At 46.8% G+C, this 15,105-nt stretch carries 13 protein-coding genes, 6 tRNA genes and 1 pseudogene; 8 read left to right on the top strand and 12 right to left on the bottom strand.

Going from position 1 to position 15,105, the window contains the following annotated elements:
* Together Q0620_RS05440 and Q0620_RS05435 are read left to right on the top strand one after the other, a co-directional pair.
* Positions 1-491: pseudogene (locus Q0620_RS05440) on the top strand (hypothetical protein); the annotation flags it as partial.
* 29 nt (positions 492-520) lie between these two features.
* Positions 521-1,090, top strand: a complete 570-nt coding sequence (locus tag Q0620_RS05435; RefSeq protein ID WP_298783591.1) for a hypothetical protein — start codon at positions 521-523, stop codon at positions 1,088-1,090.
* A gap of 332 nt (positions 1,091-1,422) precedes the next feature.
* On the opposite strand, the gene hcp is transcribed toward Q0620_RS05435, so the two are convergent.
* The 8 genes from hcp to Q0620_RS05395 all read right to left on the bottom strand — a co-directional run bounded on the left by hcp (position 1,423) and on the right by Q0620_RS05395 (position 4,285).
* Positions 1,423-2,751 (bottom strand): hydroxylamine reductase, encoded by a 1,329-nt coding sequence (gene hcp / locus Q0620_RS05430; protein WP_298783589.1) that lies wholly within the window; start codon positions 2,749-2,751, stop codon positions 1,423-1,425.
* A gap of 273 nt (positions 2,752-3,024) precedes the next feature.
* A tRNA-Asn gene (locus Q0620_RS05425) sits at positions 3,025-3,099 on the bottom strand.
* 14 nt (positions 3,100-3,113) lie between these two features.
* A tRNA-Leu gene (locus Q0620_RS05420) sits at positions 3,114-3,198 on the bottom strand.
* Positions 3,199-3,247: 49 nt separating this feature from the next.
* Positions 3,248-3,324, bottom strand: a tRNA-Arg gene (locus tag Q0620_RS05415).
* Between the two features lie 15 nt (positions 3,325-3,339).
* Positions 3,340-3,416, bottom strand: a tRNA-Arg gene (locus tag Q0620_RS05410).
* A 6-nt stretch (positions 3,417-3,422) separates the two neighbouring features.
* Positions 3,423-3,499, bottom strand: a tRNA-His gene (locus tag Q0620_RS05405).
* A 5-nt stretch (positions 3,500-3,504) separates the two neighbouring features.
* Positions 3,505-3,581 (bottom strand) — tRNA-Pro (locus Q0620_RS05400).
* A 74-nt stretch (positions 3,582-3,655) separates the two neighbouring features.
* Entirely contained in the window at positions 3,656-4,285 is a 630-nt protein-coding gene (locus Q0620_RS05395; RefSeq protein ID WP_298783587.1) for a non-canonical purine NTP pyrophosphatase, read from the bottom strand.
* Between the two features lie 105 nt (positions 4,286-4,390).
* Here Q0620_RS05395 and Q0620_RS05390 point away from each other — a divergent pair, with 105 nt between their 5' ends.
* The 5 genes from Q0620_RS05390 (at position 4,391) to Q0620_RS05370 (ending at position 9,119) form a co-directional block, all read left to right on the top strand.
* The gene (locus Q0620_RS05390; RefSeq protein ID WP_298783585.1) at positions 4,391-5,689 is read left to right on the top strand and encodes an MFS transporter; all 1,299 of its coding nucleotides are present in this window, start codon (positions 4,391-4,393) and stop codon (positions 5,687-5,689) included.
* Positions 5,686-6,897, top strand: coding sequence for a molybdopterin molybdotransferase MoeA (locus Q0620_RS05385; protein ID WP_298783583.1), 1,212 nt, complete (start codon positions 5,686-5,688; stop codon positions 6,895-6,897). The genes Q0620_RS05390 and Q0620_RS05385 overlap by 4 nt, the downstream gene beginning before the upstream one ends.
* 339 nt (positions 6,898-7,236) lie before the next feature.
* On the top strand, positions 7,237-7,749 hold the full coding sequence (locus Q0620_RS05380) for a DNA-deoxyinosine glycosylase (RefSeq protein WP_298783581.1): 513 nt from the start codon (positions 7,237-7,239) through the stop codon (positions 7,747-7,749).
* A 164-nt stretch (positions 7,750-7,913) separates the two neighbouring features.
* Positions 7,914-8,039 (top strand): hypothetical protein, encoded by a 126-nt coding sequence (locus Q0620_RS05375; protein ID WP_298783579.1) that lies wholly within the window; start codon positions 7,914-7,916, stop codon positions 8,037-8,039.
* A gap of 12 nt (positions 8,040-8,051) precedes the next feature.
* Complete coding sequence (locus Q0620_RS05370; RefSeq protein ID WP_298783577.1) at positions 8,052-9,119, top strand: toxin-antitoxin system YwqK family antitoxin; 1,068 nt, start codon at positions 8,052-8,054, stop codon at positions 9,117-9,119.
* A 1,502-nt stretch (positions 9,120-10,621) separates the two neighbouring features.
* On the opposite strand, the gene Q0620_RS05365 is transcribed toward Q0620_RS05370, so the two are convergent.
* The 4 genes from Q0620_RS05365 to Q0620_RS05350 are packed head-to-tail and all read right to left on the bottom strand — an operon-like array spanning position 10,622 to position 14,267.
* Entirely contained in the window at positions 10,622-11,353 is a 732-nt protein-coding gene (locus tag Q0620_RS05365; protein ID WP_298783576.1) for a superoxide dismutase, read from the bottom strand.
* Positions 11,353-11,526, bottom strand: coding sequence for a hypothetical protein (locus Q0620_RS05360; protein ID WP_005870938.1), 174 nt, complete (start codon positions 11,524-11,526; stop codon positions 11,353-11,355). Before Q0620_RS05360 ends, Q0620_RS05365 begins: the two co-directional genes overlap by 1 nt.
* Positions 11,519-13,633, bottom strand: coding sequence for a mechanosensitive ion channel family protein (locus Q0620_RS05355; protein ID WP_298783575.1), 2,115 nt, complete (start codon positions 13,631-13,633; stop codon positions 11,519-11,521). Before Q0620_RS05355 ends, Q0620_RS05360 begins: the two co-directional genes overlap by 8 nt.
* Positions 13,599-14,267, bottom strand: coding sequence for a carbonic anhydrase (locus Q0620_RS05350; protein WP_298783573.1), 669 nt, complete (start codon positions 14,265-14,267; stop codon positions 13,599-13,601). The genes Q0620_RS05355 and Q0620_RS05350 overlap by 35 nt, the downstream gene beginning before the upstream one ends.
* A gap of 131 nt (positions 14,268-14,398) precedes the next feature.
* Here Q0620_RS05350 and Q0620_RS05345 point away from each other — a divergent pair, with 131 nt between their 5' ends.
* Positions 14,399-15,094, top strand: coding sequence for a Bax inhibitor-1/YccA family protein (locus tag Q0620_RS05345; protein ID WP_297880079.1), 696 nt, complete (start codon positions 14,399-14,401; stop codon positions 15,092-15,094).
* Positions 15,095-15,105 lie beyond the last annotated feature (11 nt).

Below are 15,105 nucleotides of genomic sequence, written 5' to 3'. Positions count from 1 at the left end.
TTATGGACGGCGATAACGCGAATTTAGCAAAGGCGTCCGAGCAACACAAGAAAGATTGCGATAGCAAGGGCGATATACTCGCTTGCGGGTTATTTGCCTTATTTATGGAGGGAAAGGATAATAAAGAAGCGGCGAAATACTATAAAAAGGCCTGCGAGCTTGGCAAAAATATCTCGGATCCCGCATTGCAAAATAACCCTGCATTTAACGATGGGATAAAGCAATTTTGCAGCAGATCAGATGAGCTTAAAGCGCAAAATTTAAGAGCTGTGCAGGACGTAATTAAAGCAAAAATCGCCGAAGAGTATAGAATATCTTGCGATTCTGAGGGGAACTGGGTATCTTGCGCGATATACGCCTCTAATATAGAGAGCGACGATCAAAGAGCGGCGATGAGATACTACGACAAGGCGTGCAAATTGGGCAAAAAAATCATAAGTGTCGATTCTAACAAGATACTGCAAAAATCTTGCGAAAAAGCCACCCGCTGAGGTGATTTTAAATTTATAGAGGAGTTGTAATGAAAAAGATGATTTTAGCTTTAGTGCTGTTAGGCTATGCAGCGTTCGGCGGTTTGGGAACTAAAATAGATGAAATCGTCTGCGAAGCAGGACGCGCCGACTCCTGCGCCTCCGCCGCCGCATCATATCTGAAAGAAGCCGAGCGATTAGATAATCTGACGCCCGAGATTGATCTAGGCAAAGCTGCAGAATTCCTCGGCAAAGCTTGCGCAGGCAAGCATAAAGCAAGTTGCTTGCAGCTTGGCATGATGTATCAAGAGGGAAAGGGCACCAAACAAGATATGGCGCAAGCCGTACAGCTTTATAAAAAGAGCTGCGATGGCATAGGTGGAGAATGGGCGGCTTGCGGATTGTATGCAGAGTATCAAACCGGCATAGAAGAAATGCAGGAGGCGGCACTCTATTACGAAAAAGCCTGCAGACTCGGCGACTGGGCGCGTCTTGGTACGACGGACGAAAAAGTAGGAGATATCGTAAATCATTTATGTGAAGCGTCCGAATCACTAAAATCGTTCCGACCTAAAGAGTCTGCGGCGCAAAGGCTTCTACGCGATGCCGCACGACCTTAATTATGTGGCAAAGCTATAAGACGAGTGCTTTGCTAGGCGTATTTTTTCACAATATATCACTCGTCACCGCTTACCCAATTGTGAGTATTTTGGAATTTAACGGCATAAATTTAAAGCCGCTTGATTAACTTCTGCGAAGCATTTGGCGAGATTATATGATTTTAAAATTTAAATAAGACGGACGGTATAGTCGTGAAATTTAAATATGAGCGTTGCGTAAAATAGCCGCGGAGTGAATCAGCTAGCTTCGCTAAAAGCGGCGTATAAAGGGTAAATTTAAAATCGTAGCTTTGCCGAATTTTAAATTTACCCGATTTGCCTCTCTATGAAATTTATTCGCCTAGGAAGTATTTCAGATCCGCCTGCGCGTCGCCGCTGATTAGGCGAAGGCCGAAATTTTGCACCAAAAAGCCCAAAATTTCATCGTTGAAAAACTCAGGCACCGTAGGACCCACGTTGATATTCTTAACGCCTAGGCTAAACAGCGCAAGCAGGATGATGACCGCCTTTTGCTCCATCCACATCAGCACGATCGAGACCGGCAGGTCGTTTACCGCGATGCCCGTAGCCTCGCTAAGCGCAAGGGCGATCTTGACCGCGCCGTTGCTGTCGTTGCACTGACCAAGGTCGATATAGCGCGGAAGCTCGGTGTCTGGCACGTTTCCGAAATCCACGTCGTTGAAGCGGAATTTGCCGCAGCTGGAGGTCAAAATCACGCAGTCCTTCGGCAGGCTAAGTGCTAGCTCGCGGTAATACTCGCGTCCCTTGCCCGGCGCGTCGCAGCCTGCGATGACGAAAAAGCGGCGGATTTTGCCCGATTTGATCGCGTCTAAAATTTGCGGCGCGAGGCTCAAAATCGTCTTGTAGTGTCCGCCCGTCACCAAGCTCTCGTCGCTGTCCATGCTCACGTCGCCGCATGCAAGCGCGCACTCGATGAGCGGCGTAAAATCGTCGTTTTGGATATGTTTGATCCCGTCTGTGCCAGCGATAGAGTAGCCAAACAGCCTGTCTGCGTAGCTACAGGACGAGCGAAGCGGCACGATGCAGTTCGTGGTCATCAAAATCGCGCCTTTAAATTCGTTAAAAAGCTTGGTCTGATCGAACCACGCCTTGCCGACGTTGCCCTTTAGGTGCGGATACTTGCGAAGCTGCGGATAGCCGTGCGCAGGAAGCATCTCGGAGTGGGTGTAGATATTGATGCCCTTGCCCTCGGTCGCCTTTAGCAGCGCCTCAAGAGCATGCAGATTGTGTCCGCTAACCAAAATCGCCTTGCCCTCGACTTTGTTTTGGCTGACCTTAACGGGGGTCGGTACGCCGAATTTTGCGGTATGCGCCTCGCTTAAAATATCCATCATCTGCACGCCCGCGCTTCCGACGGCCATTAGCTGCGCGATATGCTCGTCAAAGTTAAAATTTGAGTTCGTCAGCGTGAAATACAGCGTGTCCGCCATAACGGTATCGACCGCGCTAGTATCGGCGCCGAGCTCGTGCGCGTGGTGGCGGTAGGCGCTAAGACCTTTAAGCCCGAAGATCATCGTATCTTGCAGCCGTGCGAGCGTAGAGCCCTTGCCGCAGGTGCCTTTGCTTTGACCCTTTGCGCCGCAGCCCTCGGGCGCGCTCATTTGGCACTGATGACAGAACATCTCTAGATTGTCGCTCATAGAAATCCTTTATAAAAAATTTAGTTGGTAATTTTAAGATTTTATTTAGGCAAAAAAATTGATTATAATCAATAAATGGCTAAATTTTATCAAATTTATTTACAAAATGAGAATTTTAAATTTTATAAAAGGTATTCTAGATTGGCTTAGAAAGCATAACGAGAAATTAGAATATTAAAAAATTTCTGGAATAAATTTTTATAAAACCAAGAAAACTTAAAGCTCTTTAAATATCGATAAAATCAGGGGTCTAAAGGAGTTTTTGAGTATATATGGCTCCGGATGCTGGATTCGAACCAGCGACCAAGCGGTTAACAGCCGCCTACTCTACCGCTGAGCTAATCCGGAACGCGTAGAATGGATGGTGCGGATGAAAGGACTTGAACCTTCATGCCGTGAGGCGCCAGATCCTAAGTCTGGTGTGTCTGCCAATTTCACCACATCCGCAAAAAAGAAAGCGCATATTAGCTAAAAAGCTCTTAATATGAGCTTAATATGGTACGCCCAAGAGGATTCGAACCTCTGGCCTACGGCTTAGAAGGCCGTTGCTCTATCCAACTGAGCTATGAGCGCAAAATATCAAATCAGTGGTACGCTCGAAAGGAGTCGAACCTTCAACCTACAGATCCGAAGTCTGTTGCTCTATCCAATTGAGCTACGAGCGCATAAAGTGGGGTGAGTTGTGGGAATCGAACCCACGACCCTCAGGACCACAATCTGATGCTCTAACCTACTGAGCTAAACTCACCACAATGGTCGGAGCGAAAGGATTCGAACCTTCGACCCTCTGGTCCCAAACCAGATGCGCTACCAGCCTGCGCTACGCTCCGAAGATTTTCGTGGATTGAATGAAAAGCGTATTATATATATTTTTTCTTAAATTCCGCTTTTTACGGCTCTAAATTTAATGAAATTTAGCGAATCTCATCTGTTTTTCTAAATTTTTCAATAAAATTTGCATCAGCGCCAGCCCCTTCGTGCGGTGCGAAATTTTAAATTTCACCTCAGCGGGCAGCTCTCCAATTGTGCGGTCAAATCCGCGCGGAATAAACATAAAATCGTATCCGAATCCGTTTTGCCCGCGCTGCTTCGTTATCGCCGTGCCGTACATAAAACCATGCGTGCAAAACTCGCCCAGATCGCATTTTAGCGCGATCGCCGCCGTATAATGCGCGGGACTCTCCTTTAGCCCCAGGGCACGCAGGTTAGCGGCTAGCTTCTCGCGATTGCTCACATCCGTTGCACCCGCTCCGCTAAAGCGCGCCGAAAATATCCCCGGAGCCCCGCCCAGCGCGTCCACGCAGATACCGCTATCATCGCTTAGCACAAAAAATTCGCTCTGCAATTTTTTACTTTTTAGCGCCTCATGCACTGCGCGAACTTTAATAAGCGCGTTTTGTTTAAAGCTTGTGCCGCATTCGTCGATCTCAAAAGGATCCAGCACCTCGCCGAGCGCGTACACGTCGTATCCCGTGAAAAATTCTTTTATCTCTTTTACTTTATTTTTATTGCTCGTCGCAAGTAAAATTTTCATCCTCGCTCCTTAAATTTAAGCCGCCATTTTACCCAAAATCAAAGAATTCGTTACGATTTTTGGCTATAATCGGCACAAATTTCATATTATTTGAGGTCTAAGATTATGCTAAAAAGCGTCCTTCCACTTAGTTTTATCATCGCTACGAGGTTTTTTGGATTATTTATTTTGCTGCCCGTGCTTAGCCTGTATGCATTGAGCTTACACGGCGCAAACGAAAGCCTAGTGGGGCTACTTTTTGGAATTTATGCGATTATGCAAGTGATTTTGCAAACGCCATTTGGAGTGCTAAGCGATAAGATCGGACGTAAAAAAACCCTTGCGATAGGACTGGCGCTTTTTATCCTGGGCGCTTGCGTTTGCGCGGCTAGCGAGAGCATTTATACGATGATTTTTGGGCGTTTTTTGCAAGGCTGCGGTGCTGTAGGAGCCGTAGCTACCGCGCTAATTAGCGATTTTACGCGGGAGGAAGAGCGCGGCAAGGCGATGGCGGTAATGGGCGCGATGATAGGCGTGAGCTTTGGTGTCGCAATGATTTTAAGTCCGCTTTTAAGCGCTAAATTTGGACTTGCCAGCCTATTTCATCTAAGTTCGGCGCTTACGCTTTTATGTTTGATGCTGCTTTTTTTCGTAGTACCCACCGAACCGCATATCCGTTCCCTGCGCCAAAAGGTCCCGCTCGGCTCACTTTTGAGTGACAAAAATTTAATGCTTATGAATTTAACGAATTTTTTTCAAAAAGCTTTCATGACGGCAGCGTTTTTTCTAATTCCAATTTTGCTCGTGCAAAAATTCGGACTTTCTAAAAGTGATTTGACCAAAATTTATGCTCTAGGCGCTATTTTCGGCTTTACTGCGATGGGTGCGAGCGGTGCTTTAGGCGAAAAGCGCGCGCTAGCTAAGCAAATTCTACTCATCGGCATTTGCTTTTTCATCGCTTCGTATTTGATTTTTGCGTTTGCTAGCGGGGCGAGCGCTTTCGTGGTGGGTGTGATGCTCTTTTTCGTGGGATTTAACGCGCATGAGCCCATTATGCAAAGCCTTGCGTCCAAATTTGCCAAAGTCGCTCAAAAAGGCGCCGCGCTTGGGATTTTTAATTCGTTCGGATTTTTTGGCAGTTTTTTGGGCGGGCTATGCGGCGGCGCACTTTTTGGCAAAATTGGCATCGAAGCGCTAGGCATTGGCGTCGCGGTTTTGGGTGTGATCTGGCTTGTGCTACTTTCTAGGCTGAGCGATCCAAAACTTTTTAAGAATTTATACTTTCCTAAAGGCGGCGATTTTTCCGCACTACAGGGTGTCAAGGGCATTATTGAAATTTACGAGACCGATGGCGAACTCGTTGTGAAATTTAACTCGAAACTGATAAATGAAGATCAAATTTATAAAATCGTAGGAGGCAAATGATGGAATTTGAAAAATTTGAAAGCGCGATGGAGCGCTTCGCAAACACGGTGCAAAAGTCCTCGCGCATCGAAAAAGTCGCGATCACGCAGGCGCTGGGGCGTATTTTGGCAGGCGATGTCGCGGCGCCCTTTAGCACTCCGCGCCGCCCGACCGCCGCAATGGACGGCTACGCGCTAAAGGGCGCGGATCTAAGCGAGGGGGCTAAATTTAAGATCGTCGGCACGACGCCTGCGGGCAAGATGCCTAGCGCCGCGGCAAAGGCGGGTGAGTGCGTCAAAACCTTCACCGGCGGGCTCATGTGCGAGGGTAGCGACACGCTTCTGCCGATCGAAAACGTGCAGGTACAAGCAGGCGGTATTATCGTCACAAAGCCCGTTTCCGCAGGCTTTGCCGTGCGCGCGGCGGGCGAGAGCTACCGCGAGGGCGAGCTTTTGCTTAGAAGTGGCACGAAGCTCGGCTTTTCGCAGATCGCGCTGCTAGCCGAGCTAGGGCTATTTCACATAAGCGTATTCATCCGCCCAAAAGTAGCGATCCTAGCCACCGGCAGCGAGATCAAGGATCTGGGCGAAAAACTCGAAAACGACGCTCAAATTTACAGCTCCAACCACATCGCGCTTGCAAATTTAGTAACGCAGCTAGGCTGCGAAGCGATGATAATGCCCCTAGTACGCGATGACGAAAAAGAGCTGGAAGGCGCGATCCTATCGGCTTTACAAAGCGCCGACATACTTCTAACTAGCGGCGGAGTGAGCGTCGGAGACTACGACTTCGTGCAAAGCACGCTACAATCAAAATTTGAGCTCATCGTAAAGGGTGCGGCGATCAAACCGGGCCGCCACGTGCGCGTAGCCAAAACCGGCGAAAAATATATCTTCGCATTCCCCGGCTTCCCGCTCTCAGCGCTTATTACGTGCATTTTGTTTCTGCGCGTATTTTTGCAAAAATCCTTCGGCGTGCGCGAAAACACGGAATTTAGTGCAATCTTAGATCACGACTACGTAAAAAAGACGCCGTGGCTTGAGTTTATGCCCGCCGTTTTGCAAAACAGAGAGGGGCGACTTTTTGTTAGCCTACAAAGCAAAAAGCAGGGCTCCAGCGCGATTTTGAACAATTTAGACGACGATAGCGTCCTGCTCGTCGCACCGCTAGAGGTCAAAGAGCTCAAAAAAGGCGAGCTCGTGCGCGTGATCTCGGTACCTAAAATTTAGCGCGCAAGGTTTCGGGGGCGGTTGCGGCGGATGGAATTTTAACTGCCGCGAGGGTTAAAATTTTGCCGCTGCGAAGCGCTAAATTTAGTCGCAAAAGCTCAGTTTAGGATTTGCAAAGCTGAAATTTAGACCCAAATCGCACGCCGTAGCAGACTGATCAAAATTTTTACTGCGCAGCGCTATACAGCGAGTGCGCTAAAATTTTTGCCGCCGTGCAATTTCAGCCCCAAGCTACTTCGCGGGCGAAATTGCGAAATTTACGAGAGATAAAGCGAAAATGAAAGATAAATTTTATGGCGCTCCGGCGGGCGTTTTCGGCGAATACAAAGCAGGCGCAAAATGAGCCAAACTCACCCTTTTAAGCCGATTTTCGATAAGAATTCTAAAATTTTAATCCTCGGCTCCTTCCCCTCCGCCCCCTCTCGCAAGCTAGGCTTTTACTACGCAAATCCGCAAAATCGCTTCTGGCGCGTGCTGGCGCAAATTTTAAACGCGCCGCCGCCTATGAATACGGATGAAAAGATAAAATTCCTACTCGCCCGCCGCATCGCCATCTACGACGCTGCGATCTGCTGCGAGATAAAGGGCTCGAGCGACGCCAAAATGACCGCCGTCGTGCCCGCAAATTTAAAGCCGATCTTTAGCGGCGCACGCATCGTGCAGGTGTTCGCCAACGGCGGCAAGGCGCATGAAATCTGCGAAAAACATCTAAAAACTCAAATTTTAAACGCAACGGGCAAAGAGCCTGTTAAGCTACCGTCCACGAGCCCTGCGAATGCAAATTTTAGCTTTGAAAAGCTCGTGCGCGAGTGGACGATCGTCGCGGATGTGTTGAAGCACGCCGAAATTTAGCGCTCGGCTCCATTAAACAGTGCGCGCGAGGCTTACGGGTACATGGCTGCGCTCCGCCCGCATCATAAACCAAATCCACAGCCCAAACTCCGCGAGGATTTATCTAAAATTTAGCTTCAAATTTTAAAATTCTTAAAATTTAACCGAGCCAAAGGAAGCAAAATATGAAAATCTGCAAAGCCGCGCAAAATTCGCTCAATTTGGGCTTAAATTTAATGCGAAATTTTAGCTTTTCAAGCGCATTAAAGCTCCTGCTTCCGTTTTTGGCGCTAGGCGCGCAAGCTCTGTAGCCAAAAATCGTAATGCAACCTGAGCCGGTCCTAAAAAACGGTCTGTATTTCGTAGCGGACAAGCCCTACAGCGGGACGCTCAAGGTGCTGCACTACAGCGCCGAGGATCTCTACGACGTAAACTTTATGGGCGTCGTCTACCCCAGAGCAAAGCCGCTGCCGCCGACGCTTATCAGAGAGATCGACGTAAAGGACGGTACTGCGGTGCTTCAGCGCGATTACTTTGACGGCAGAGATAAGCCCTCAAACGAATATCCGCTAAAAAACGGCCTGTACGACGGCGTCGCGAAGAGCTACTACGCGGACGGCGGCGAGCTGAGATCGCAGAGCGAATACAAAGCCGGCAAGCGCGAGGGTTTTTACAAGCTGTATTATCAAGGAAGCGGCAAGCTAAAGCAGCAGGGCGCGTATAAAGCGGATAGGCGCGAGGGCGTTTTCACCGACTACTACGAAAGCGGCGAAGTAAGCGCGCGCCATCCGTATAAGGGCGGGCTGCGAAACGGCAAGGACGTGGATTATTACAAAAGCGGCAAAGTGCGCGGCGTGCGAAGCTATAAAGGGGGCAAGAGGCAAGGCACGGAAAAATTGTACTACGAAAGCGGCGCGCTAAAGCAGACGGGCGCATACAAGGATGACCGCAAACAGGGCGTTTGGAAGTTGTTTTACGAGGACGGCAAGACGCACGTAGTCGAAAATTTCAAAGACGGCGAGCGCGACGGCGCCGTACGCGAATACTACGCAAGCGGCGCGCTGCAGGGCGAATACGAGTTTGAGCGCGGCAGGCAAACGGGCGAGGCGCGGCAGTACTACGAGAGCGGTGCGCTTGCGGCGAAGGTGATGTTCAGAGACGGGCGCAAACACGGACTATACGAAACATATCACGAAAACGGCGCGCTCAAGGCTAGAGTTACGTTCAAGGATGGCCTGGAGACGGGCACGGCGAAGCACTACTACGCAGACGGCAAGCTCGAAGCCGAGGGCGAGTTTGAGCGCGGCAGGCTCGTGCGCGCCAAAAAATACGACGAAGCAGGCAAGCTAATCAGCGACAAATCCGATAAAAACGGGCTCGCAAGAGAGTAAGGCGGGCTAAATTTTAAAATTTTAAGCGGGTTTGGAATTTTAAAAAGGTTTAAAATTTTGAGTAGGCGCAGCTTTACGTTTTAACGACGCGGGTTTATATTTTCAGTACTCATGGCTTTGTGTTTTAAGCGAGCGAAATTTTGCGTTTTGAAGCGCAGCTTCGCGTTTTAAATAAATTTAGCTTTACCTTTCGAGCTAGCGCGGTTTTTAATTTTATTAGGCGTAGCTCTATACTTTAAATAGACACGACTTCGCGTTTCGATTGATCTCTGCTTCACGTCTCTAACATTTGATTAGGGCGCGGCTCCGCACTTTAAACAGACGCGACTTTACGTTTCGAGTGAGTGCGGCTTTGGATTTTATTGAGTATGACTTTGGATTTAAGCGAACGTGGTTTGCACTTTTGGTTTGGCGTGCATGCCGCGCGACTAGTGCCGCCTTAACGGACTAATTTTATGTTTGTGAAGCGATGTGCTGCGTTTAAACTAGTAAAATTCTACGCCGAGCAGCTTTATGCGGCGCGCGAATACGGCTGGCGCTTTAATTAACGAAGTCTCGCACAGCGCAGCTCGTCGCACAATTTGAGCTGATACGGTTAAAACCACTATATTTTGGCACACATAGTGCGCAGGTATCGCCCGGCGCAGCATAGCTTGGCTTTCTATACGGCTTGTTTTTTCCGCGCAACGAGCAACTTTGGCACGGTGCAAATTTTTAAAATTTAAAGCGAAATTTCAAGCCGAAACGACGCTAAAAATTTCAACTGCCAAAAAGTAAAATTTGACGATCAAATTTTGTTAAATTTAGCCCGCGGTTCGCAAGCCGCAAGTCGTGCTATTCAGGCCCAAATTCAAATTCACCGCAACCTTGTCTTTGGCGCGGCAAATTTTATCTGGCTGATATTTTAAAATTTGCCGACCGCTTTACTAAACAAAATTTTACGAATAGGGCATGGGTGAACAAAGCAGGGAGGCAGAGAGTGCCTCTCTATATAATTACGGAAGCAAAGAATGCGCTGCTTATTTCGGTATGAAAATTTCATGGGCTTATTGCAACTTTAAAATTTTGCAAGATGCTCGCTCGTAGCGTTAAATTTCAATACGCGGGCAGTGGAAATTTTAAGAAAGCAGAGCTAGATAAAGCGAAATTTCACATAAGGTCTGTGTAACGCGGTATTTGCGCACAAGATATAAGCGCTGAAAAGGAGAAGCACTCGGAATTTGGCGCGTAACGAGCGGTGAATTATAGTCAAACAAACTTCAAATTAAAAATCTTAAATTTTAATCCGTGGACGCCAAATGAGCTCAAGATCAAAATCCACGTAAATTTTATACGGCGAGATAGCAAGCCTAAGGTCTCGCGACGCCACGGGCGATACGGTGCAGTATTCGCGACGCAAAATATAGACGCCAAGAAGCGGAAGGCGCTTGAAATTTAGCGCACGGCGGGCATAGAGAACCGAAAATCCGCAGCGCTCGAAGCTGTGTAACGAAAGCTCAAATCTACCCGCAGCAGCCACAATCGCAGCGCGAGGAGGCAGCAGGGTGAAGCTCGCTGATGTAGAGCTTTACGGAGTCAAGTCCTTGCTTTTTTGCCTGAAAGTAGGCGTCGCTTGCAAAGCCAAAGTCCGCAAAACGCAAGAAATTCTCCACGTAGAACTTGCGCGCATTTTGATGATCGACATAATAGGCGTGCTCCCAAAGATCGCAGGCTAAAAGCGGAATTTTACCACGCACGATCGGCGTATCCGCGTTTTGCGTCGTGATGATTTCTAAATTTGCGCCGCACTCGTCGCATACGAGCCAGCACCAGCCGCTGCCAAAAAGCCCCATTGCGCGCTTTAAAAACTCGCTTTTAAAATTTTCCATCCCGCCGAAAGCCTGCGCCAAAGCATCCGCGAGCTCGCCACTAGGCTCGCTTGGCTGCGCGATGCAGTCGAAGTAAAAATCGTGATTGTAAATTTCAGAGGCGTTGTTAAAAATACGGCTAAAACCTAGGCAGATCCGATAGAGCTTTGAAATTTGCGAAAAATTGCACTCCTCGCCGCGCGTATCCTTGAACGACTGCGTGATGATCATAAAAAGATCCGCGTTTTGTATCGGCGTGTCCGCAATATCTCGATTTAAGGCAGAGACGTAGTCCTCGCAAAGCCCGCCGTGATGGAATTTCAAACTCTGCAAGCTCGCGATTTTATTCGTGCGCGGATCAAAAGGCAGCACCCTGGATCTAAACACTAATAATCCTCGCTGTCCAAATCGCTATAATCGTTAAAACCGTCGTCGTCTTCGTAGCTGTAATCATCCTCGTCGTAGTTGTAGTTGTAACTCTCGTCGCCTCCGATTAAATCATCGTCCTCGTATTCGTCCTCATCGAACTCTTCGTCTTCGAAGTCATCGAAATCAGCCATTTTGCTCTCCTTTGTCGTTGGAATTTACTTTTGATTTTACGCATTCGCTTGCTATTTCCGGGATATTTTCGATATAAACGCTCTGCGATGGGAAGGCAAACGATAGTCCGTTTTGCTCCACGATATCCATTATTTTAAATAAAACATCCTCTTTAGTTTGGATGAAATTTGCCCATATTACGGTTTTTGTGAAGCAGTAAACTAAAATATTAATAGACGAATCGCCAAAGCTATCTAACGCCACGAACATAGTGCTTTTATAGCCCGCTAAATCGTCGATAGAGACCATATTTTGTCTATAGCGCATACGAAAATCTTTAGAATTTAGCGCCGTATCTGCAGATTGAGCGATACCCGGGTGAGATTTTAACATCTCTTTGATGTCGTTTACGCACTTTCGAAGTTGAGCCGTGCTCGCACCGTATTCGACGCCTACGGTAAGCTTTAAATTCCGTCCTACCTTCCTGCGGCTCCAGTTTTTGATATTTTGCGCCATTATGTTGGAATTCGGCACAAAAACAAGAGCGTTGTCAAAGGTTCTGATCGTCGTCTTTCTAAAGCCTGTTTCTACGACATTTCCTTCTATGTCTCCTAATACGACCCAATCACCTTGTGAGAACGAGTTATCAAACAATAGCATCACGGATGAGAAGAAATTTGCGATGATGTCCTTGGTTGCAAACGCGATCGCAAGTCCGCCGATTCCAAGCGATGCCATAAGCGCCGAGATGTCAAAGCCTAGACGCTTTAGTACCAAAAGCACGGCGATGATGATTACGATGACGTATAGAATTTTAACGACTAGATTTATGATATCTTTTCTGACGCCTTTTTTTGTGATGTTTCCAAGCACGACAATGCCGTAGCCATCGATGATTTCGATGATGAGCCATGCCCAAAGTACCACGTAAACGATCGAGAATAAATTTGCAAATTTTATCGGCACGGGCGCCGGATAATAAAAGATACTAAGACAGATATCAACCGAATAAGCGATCAGCAAAATACCCATCGGGCGCTTGATAATGCCCACTACTTGCGTTTTTAGAGTTTCGCTATCCAGAGAAAAGCTTTTATTAAAGAATTTAAATACGAAATAGATGATGTTGGCAAGTAGCCTGCGAAGCGAGTAGAAAAATAGCGTAATCAGCGTGATTAGAATCAGCTTGCCGAAATTTACGTGGCTGAGCTTAAACGGAATTTTATCGTTGATATAATCGATCACCGACTTAAAATTTAAGCTCGTAAAAACCACGCTGCTTGCGAGTAGATCGCTATTTCGCGATAGATACGTAAGCACCTCGTCGTAGGTCTGCTTGTCGTTTTTCAAATCGTTGATTTTAGACTCTAAGGCGTCTATTTGCTCTTGACTGCTTAGATTATTTTTCAAATCATTAAGTTTGCTAAAATCCCTAGTTTGGATATTTAGTAGCGTGCTACTTAGCTCGCTTTCAAGCGCGCTTCTGCTTGCGCCGTTTACAAACATATCCTCAATTTTCATAAGTGAGGTATAAAAGATCTCTGCCATCTCCATTTTTTCCAAATCCGCGCTTGCATTTACGTATTCGGGAGAGCTCTGCTTTTTAGCGTATTTTTTTAGCGTAGTTTGGATGTTCTTTTTATTTTGTGCATACGACATTATGCTTTCGATATCCATATCCTGCTGTGTAATCGCGAAAGGTAGGCGATCAAAGAGCTTGGCTTTATTACGATCGATGGCGTCCAGCTCGTTTTTGCTCGCGTTGGCATCGCCGCCGTTAAGCAGGGAGCTACGCTGCAAATTTAGCTTTTTAATCTCTTTGATTACAGAGATAAGCGTCTCGCCGTTAGGAGTTTTTTTCTGTGAAGTCTCCGTTTTGGCGACCTTTTCTGCGATCATATTTATTACTTCGGTTTTATTGCCATCCTCCGCACCGAGGGATTTGGATAAAATTTTAGCGACCTCCTTTTTGATCTCGGTTTTGTTATTTTCTAAAGTAAGATTTGCCTCTGGAGTAGAAGAATTCGTCTCTACAAAGCTTCCCTCGCCGGTCGTGTTGAGGTCTGCAAACGCTAAAGCGGCGCTAAAAAGACTAATCGTTAAAAAGCTGATTATAGATTTTTTCATAATCCATTCCCTTATTTAATAGCGTAAAATGCGCGCCTTCGTCGTCGTAGTTGAATAGCTCGCCCGTTTCGATGACGTAGTGCCAGCCGTAAATTTTAATCTCGCCGTTTTTGTAGGCGTCTTTGATGCCAGGAAAACTAAGTAAATTTTGCATGGAATTTATAATATTTAATCTCTCGGTGATCCACTCACGCTTGTCGGTGCCGAGATCTTTGAGCTTTTCGACCTCGTCTTTTACGGGCTGCATTAAATTTAGCCAGCGCCTTACGTTTGGAATTTTTTCAAGTTTTTTAGCGTCGTAAAACAGCGCCGCGCAGCCACCGCAGTTGCTGTGCCCGCAAACGATGATATTTTTGATTTTTAGCGAATACAGCGCGTATTCAATCGCCGAAGTAGTAGCTAAAAATTCCTCGCTAATTCGGTATGGAGGAACGACGTTTGCAATATTTCGTACAACAAAAAGCTCTCCTGGAAGCGTCGAGGTAATTAGACTCGGCACCACGCGCGAGTCGGAGCAGCCGATAAAAAGCGTGTGGGGCTTTTGATGATTTGCTAGACTTCCGAAAAGCTCGGCATGCTCGGCAAAATTTTCTTCCATAAATTTAATAGCTCCATTTATTAACTGGCTGGGCATACTTTCTCCTTAAAAAAGTCGGGAATTATATATTACTTTCATAAATAGATAGAATTCTGCGAATTTTTAATTATATATTTACCAAATTTTCGCTAAACTCCCCGCTCATAAATCAAAAGAAGGAGAAAAATATGAGTCTATACGACAGACGAAATTACGCGGACGGCTATGAACTATCGGACGCGTCACTGGAACAAGGACGAATCTCTCAGACCATTAAACAAACCTATGCGCTTCTAACCGCTTCGATGATAGCTGCAGCGGCAGGGGCTTTTGTGGCGATGAGTTTCGGCGTGAGCTTGGCTCTTCATCCGATTTTATATCTGGTAGTTTTAATGGGGCTGATCTTCGGTATGCAAGCAGCTGTAAATCGCGGCGCTAATACGATTGCGCTAGTTTTGCTTTTTGCATTTACCTTTATTACCGGTCTTACTCTAGGTAAATTGATCGCTATTTATATCGCAGCAGGCGCTGGAGACGTAGTAACGCATGCGTTTGTGGCTACAGCGATTACTTTCGGTGCTCTTACCGTTTATGCGATGAATACAAAGACAAATTTCGACTCTTGGGGCAAACCGCTATTGGTATCGCTTGTGGCTATTATCGTGCTAAGCCTTTTGAACTACTTCTTTTTCAAAAGCACCGTGCTTGATATAGCGATTTCAGCTTTTTCGGCTTTAATCTTTTCGATGTATATCATCTACGATACTAAAAACATCATCAACGGCACCTATACTTCACCGATAATGGCTGCCGTAGATATGTATCTAAACATCTACAACCTCTTCCTTTCGCTGCTAAGAATTTTCGGCGCAAGCAGAGACTAAATTTTACGCAC

This window comes from uncultured Campylobacter sp., assembly GCF_938017615.1.
Classification (GTDB): Bacteria; Campylobacterota; Campylobacteria; order Campylobacterales; family Campylobacteraceae; genus Campylobacter_B.
This window is presented reverse-complemented; position numbering and strand designations above follow the sequence as displayed.

What these genes read in the sequence shown, in the direction of transcription:
- Q0620_RS05435 (WP_298783591.1), top strand. Translation starts at nt 521, where the DNA reads ATGAAAAAGATGATTTTAGCTTTAGTGCTGTTAGGCTATGCAGCGTTC.
- hcp (WP_298783589.1), bottom strand. Translation starts at nt 2,751, where the DNA reads ATGAGCGACAATCTAGAGATGTTCTGTCATCAGTGCCAAATGAGCGCG.
- Q0620_RS05395 (WP_298783587.1), bottom strand. Translation starts at nt 4,285, where the DNA reads ATGAAAATTTTACTTGCGACGAGCAATAAAAATAAAGTAAAAGAGATA.
- Q0620_RS05390 (WP_298783585.1), top strand. Translation starts at nt 4,391, where the DNA reads ATGCTAAAAAGCGTCCTTCCACTTAGTTTTATCATCGCTACGAGGTTT.
- Q0620_RS05385 (WP_298783583.1), top strand. Translation starts at nt 5,686, where the DNA reads ATGATGGAATTTGAAAAATTTGAAAGCGCGATGGAGCGCTTCGCAAAC.
- Q0620_RS05380 (WP_298783581.1), top strand. Translation starts at nt 7,237, where the DNA reads ATGAGCCAAACTCACCCTTTTAAGCCGATTTTCGATAAGAATTCTAAA.
- Q0620_RS05375 (WP_298783579.1), top strand. Translation starts at nt 7,914, where the DNA reads ATGAAAATCTGCAAAGCCGCGCAAAATTCGCTCAATTTGGGCTTAAAT.
- Q0620_RS05370 (WP_298783577.1), top strand. Translation starts at nt 8,052, where the DNA reads ATGCAACCTGAGCCGGTCCTAAAAAACGGTCTGTATTTCGTAGCGGAC.
- Q0620_RS05360 (WP_005870938.1), bottom strand. Translation starts at nt 11,526, where the DNA reads ATGGCTGATTTCGATGACTTCGAAGACGAAGAGTTCGATGAGGACGAA.
- Q0620_RS05355 (WP_298783575.1), bottom strand. Translation starts at nt 13,633, where the DNA reads ATGAAAAAATCTATAATCAGCTTTTTAACGATTAGTCTTTTTAGCGCC.
- Q0620_RS05350 (WP_298783573.1), bottom strand. Translation starts at nt 14,267, where the DNA reads ATGCCCAGCCAGTTAATAAATGGAGCTATTAAATTTATGGAAGAAAAT.
- Q0620_RS05345 (WP_297880079.1), top strand. Translation starts at nt 14,399, where the DNA reads ATGAGTCTATACGACAGACGAAATTACGCGGACGGCTATGAACTATCG.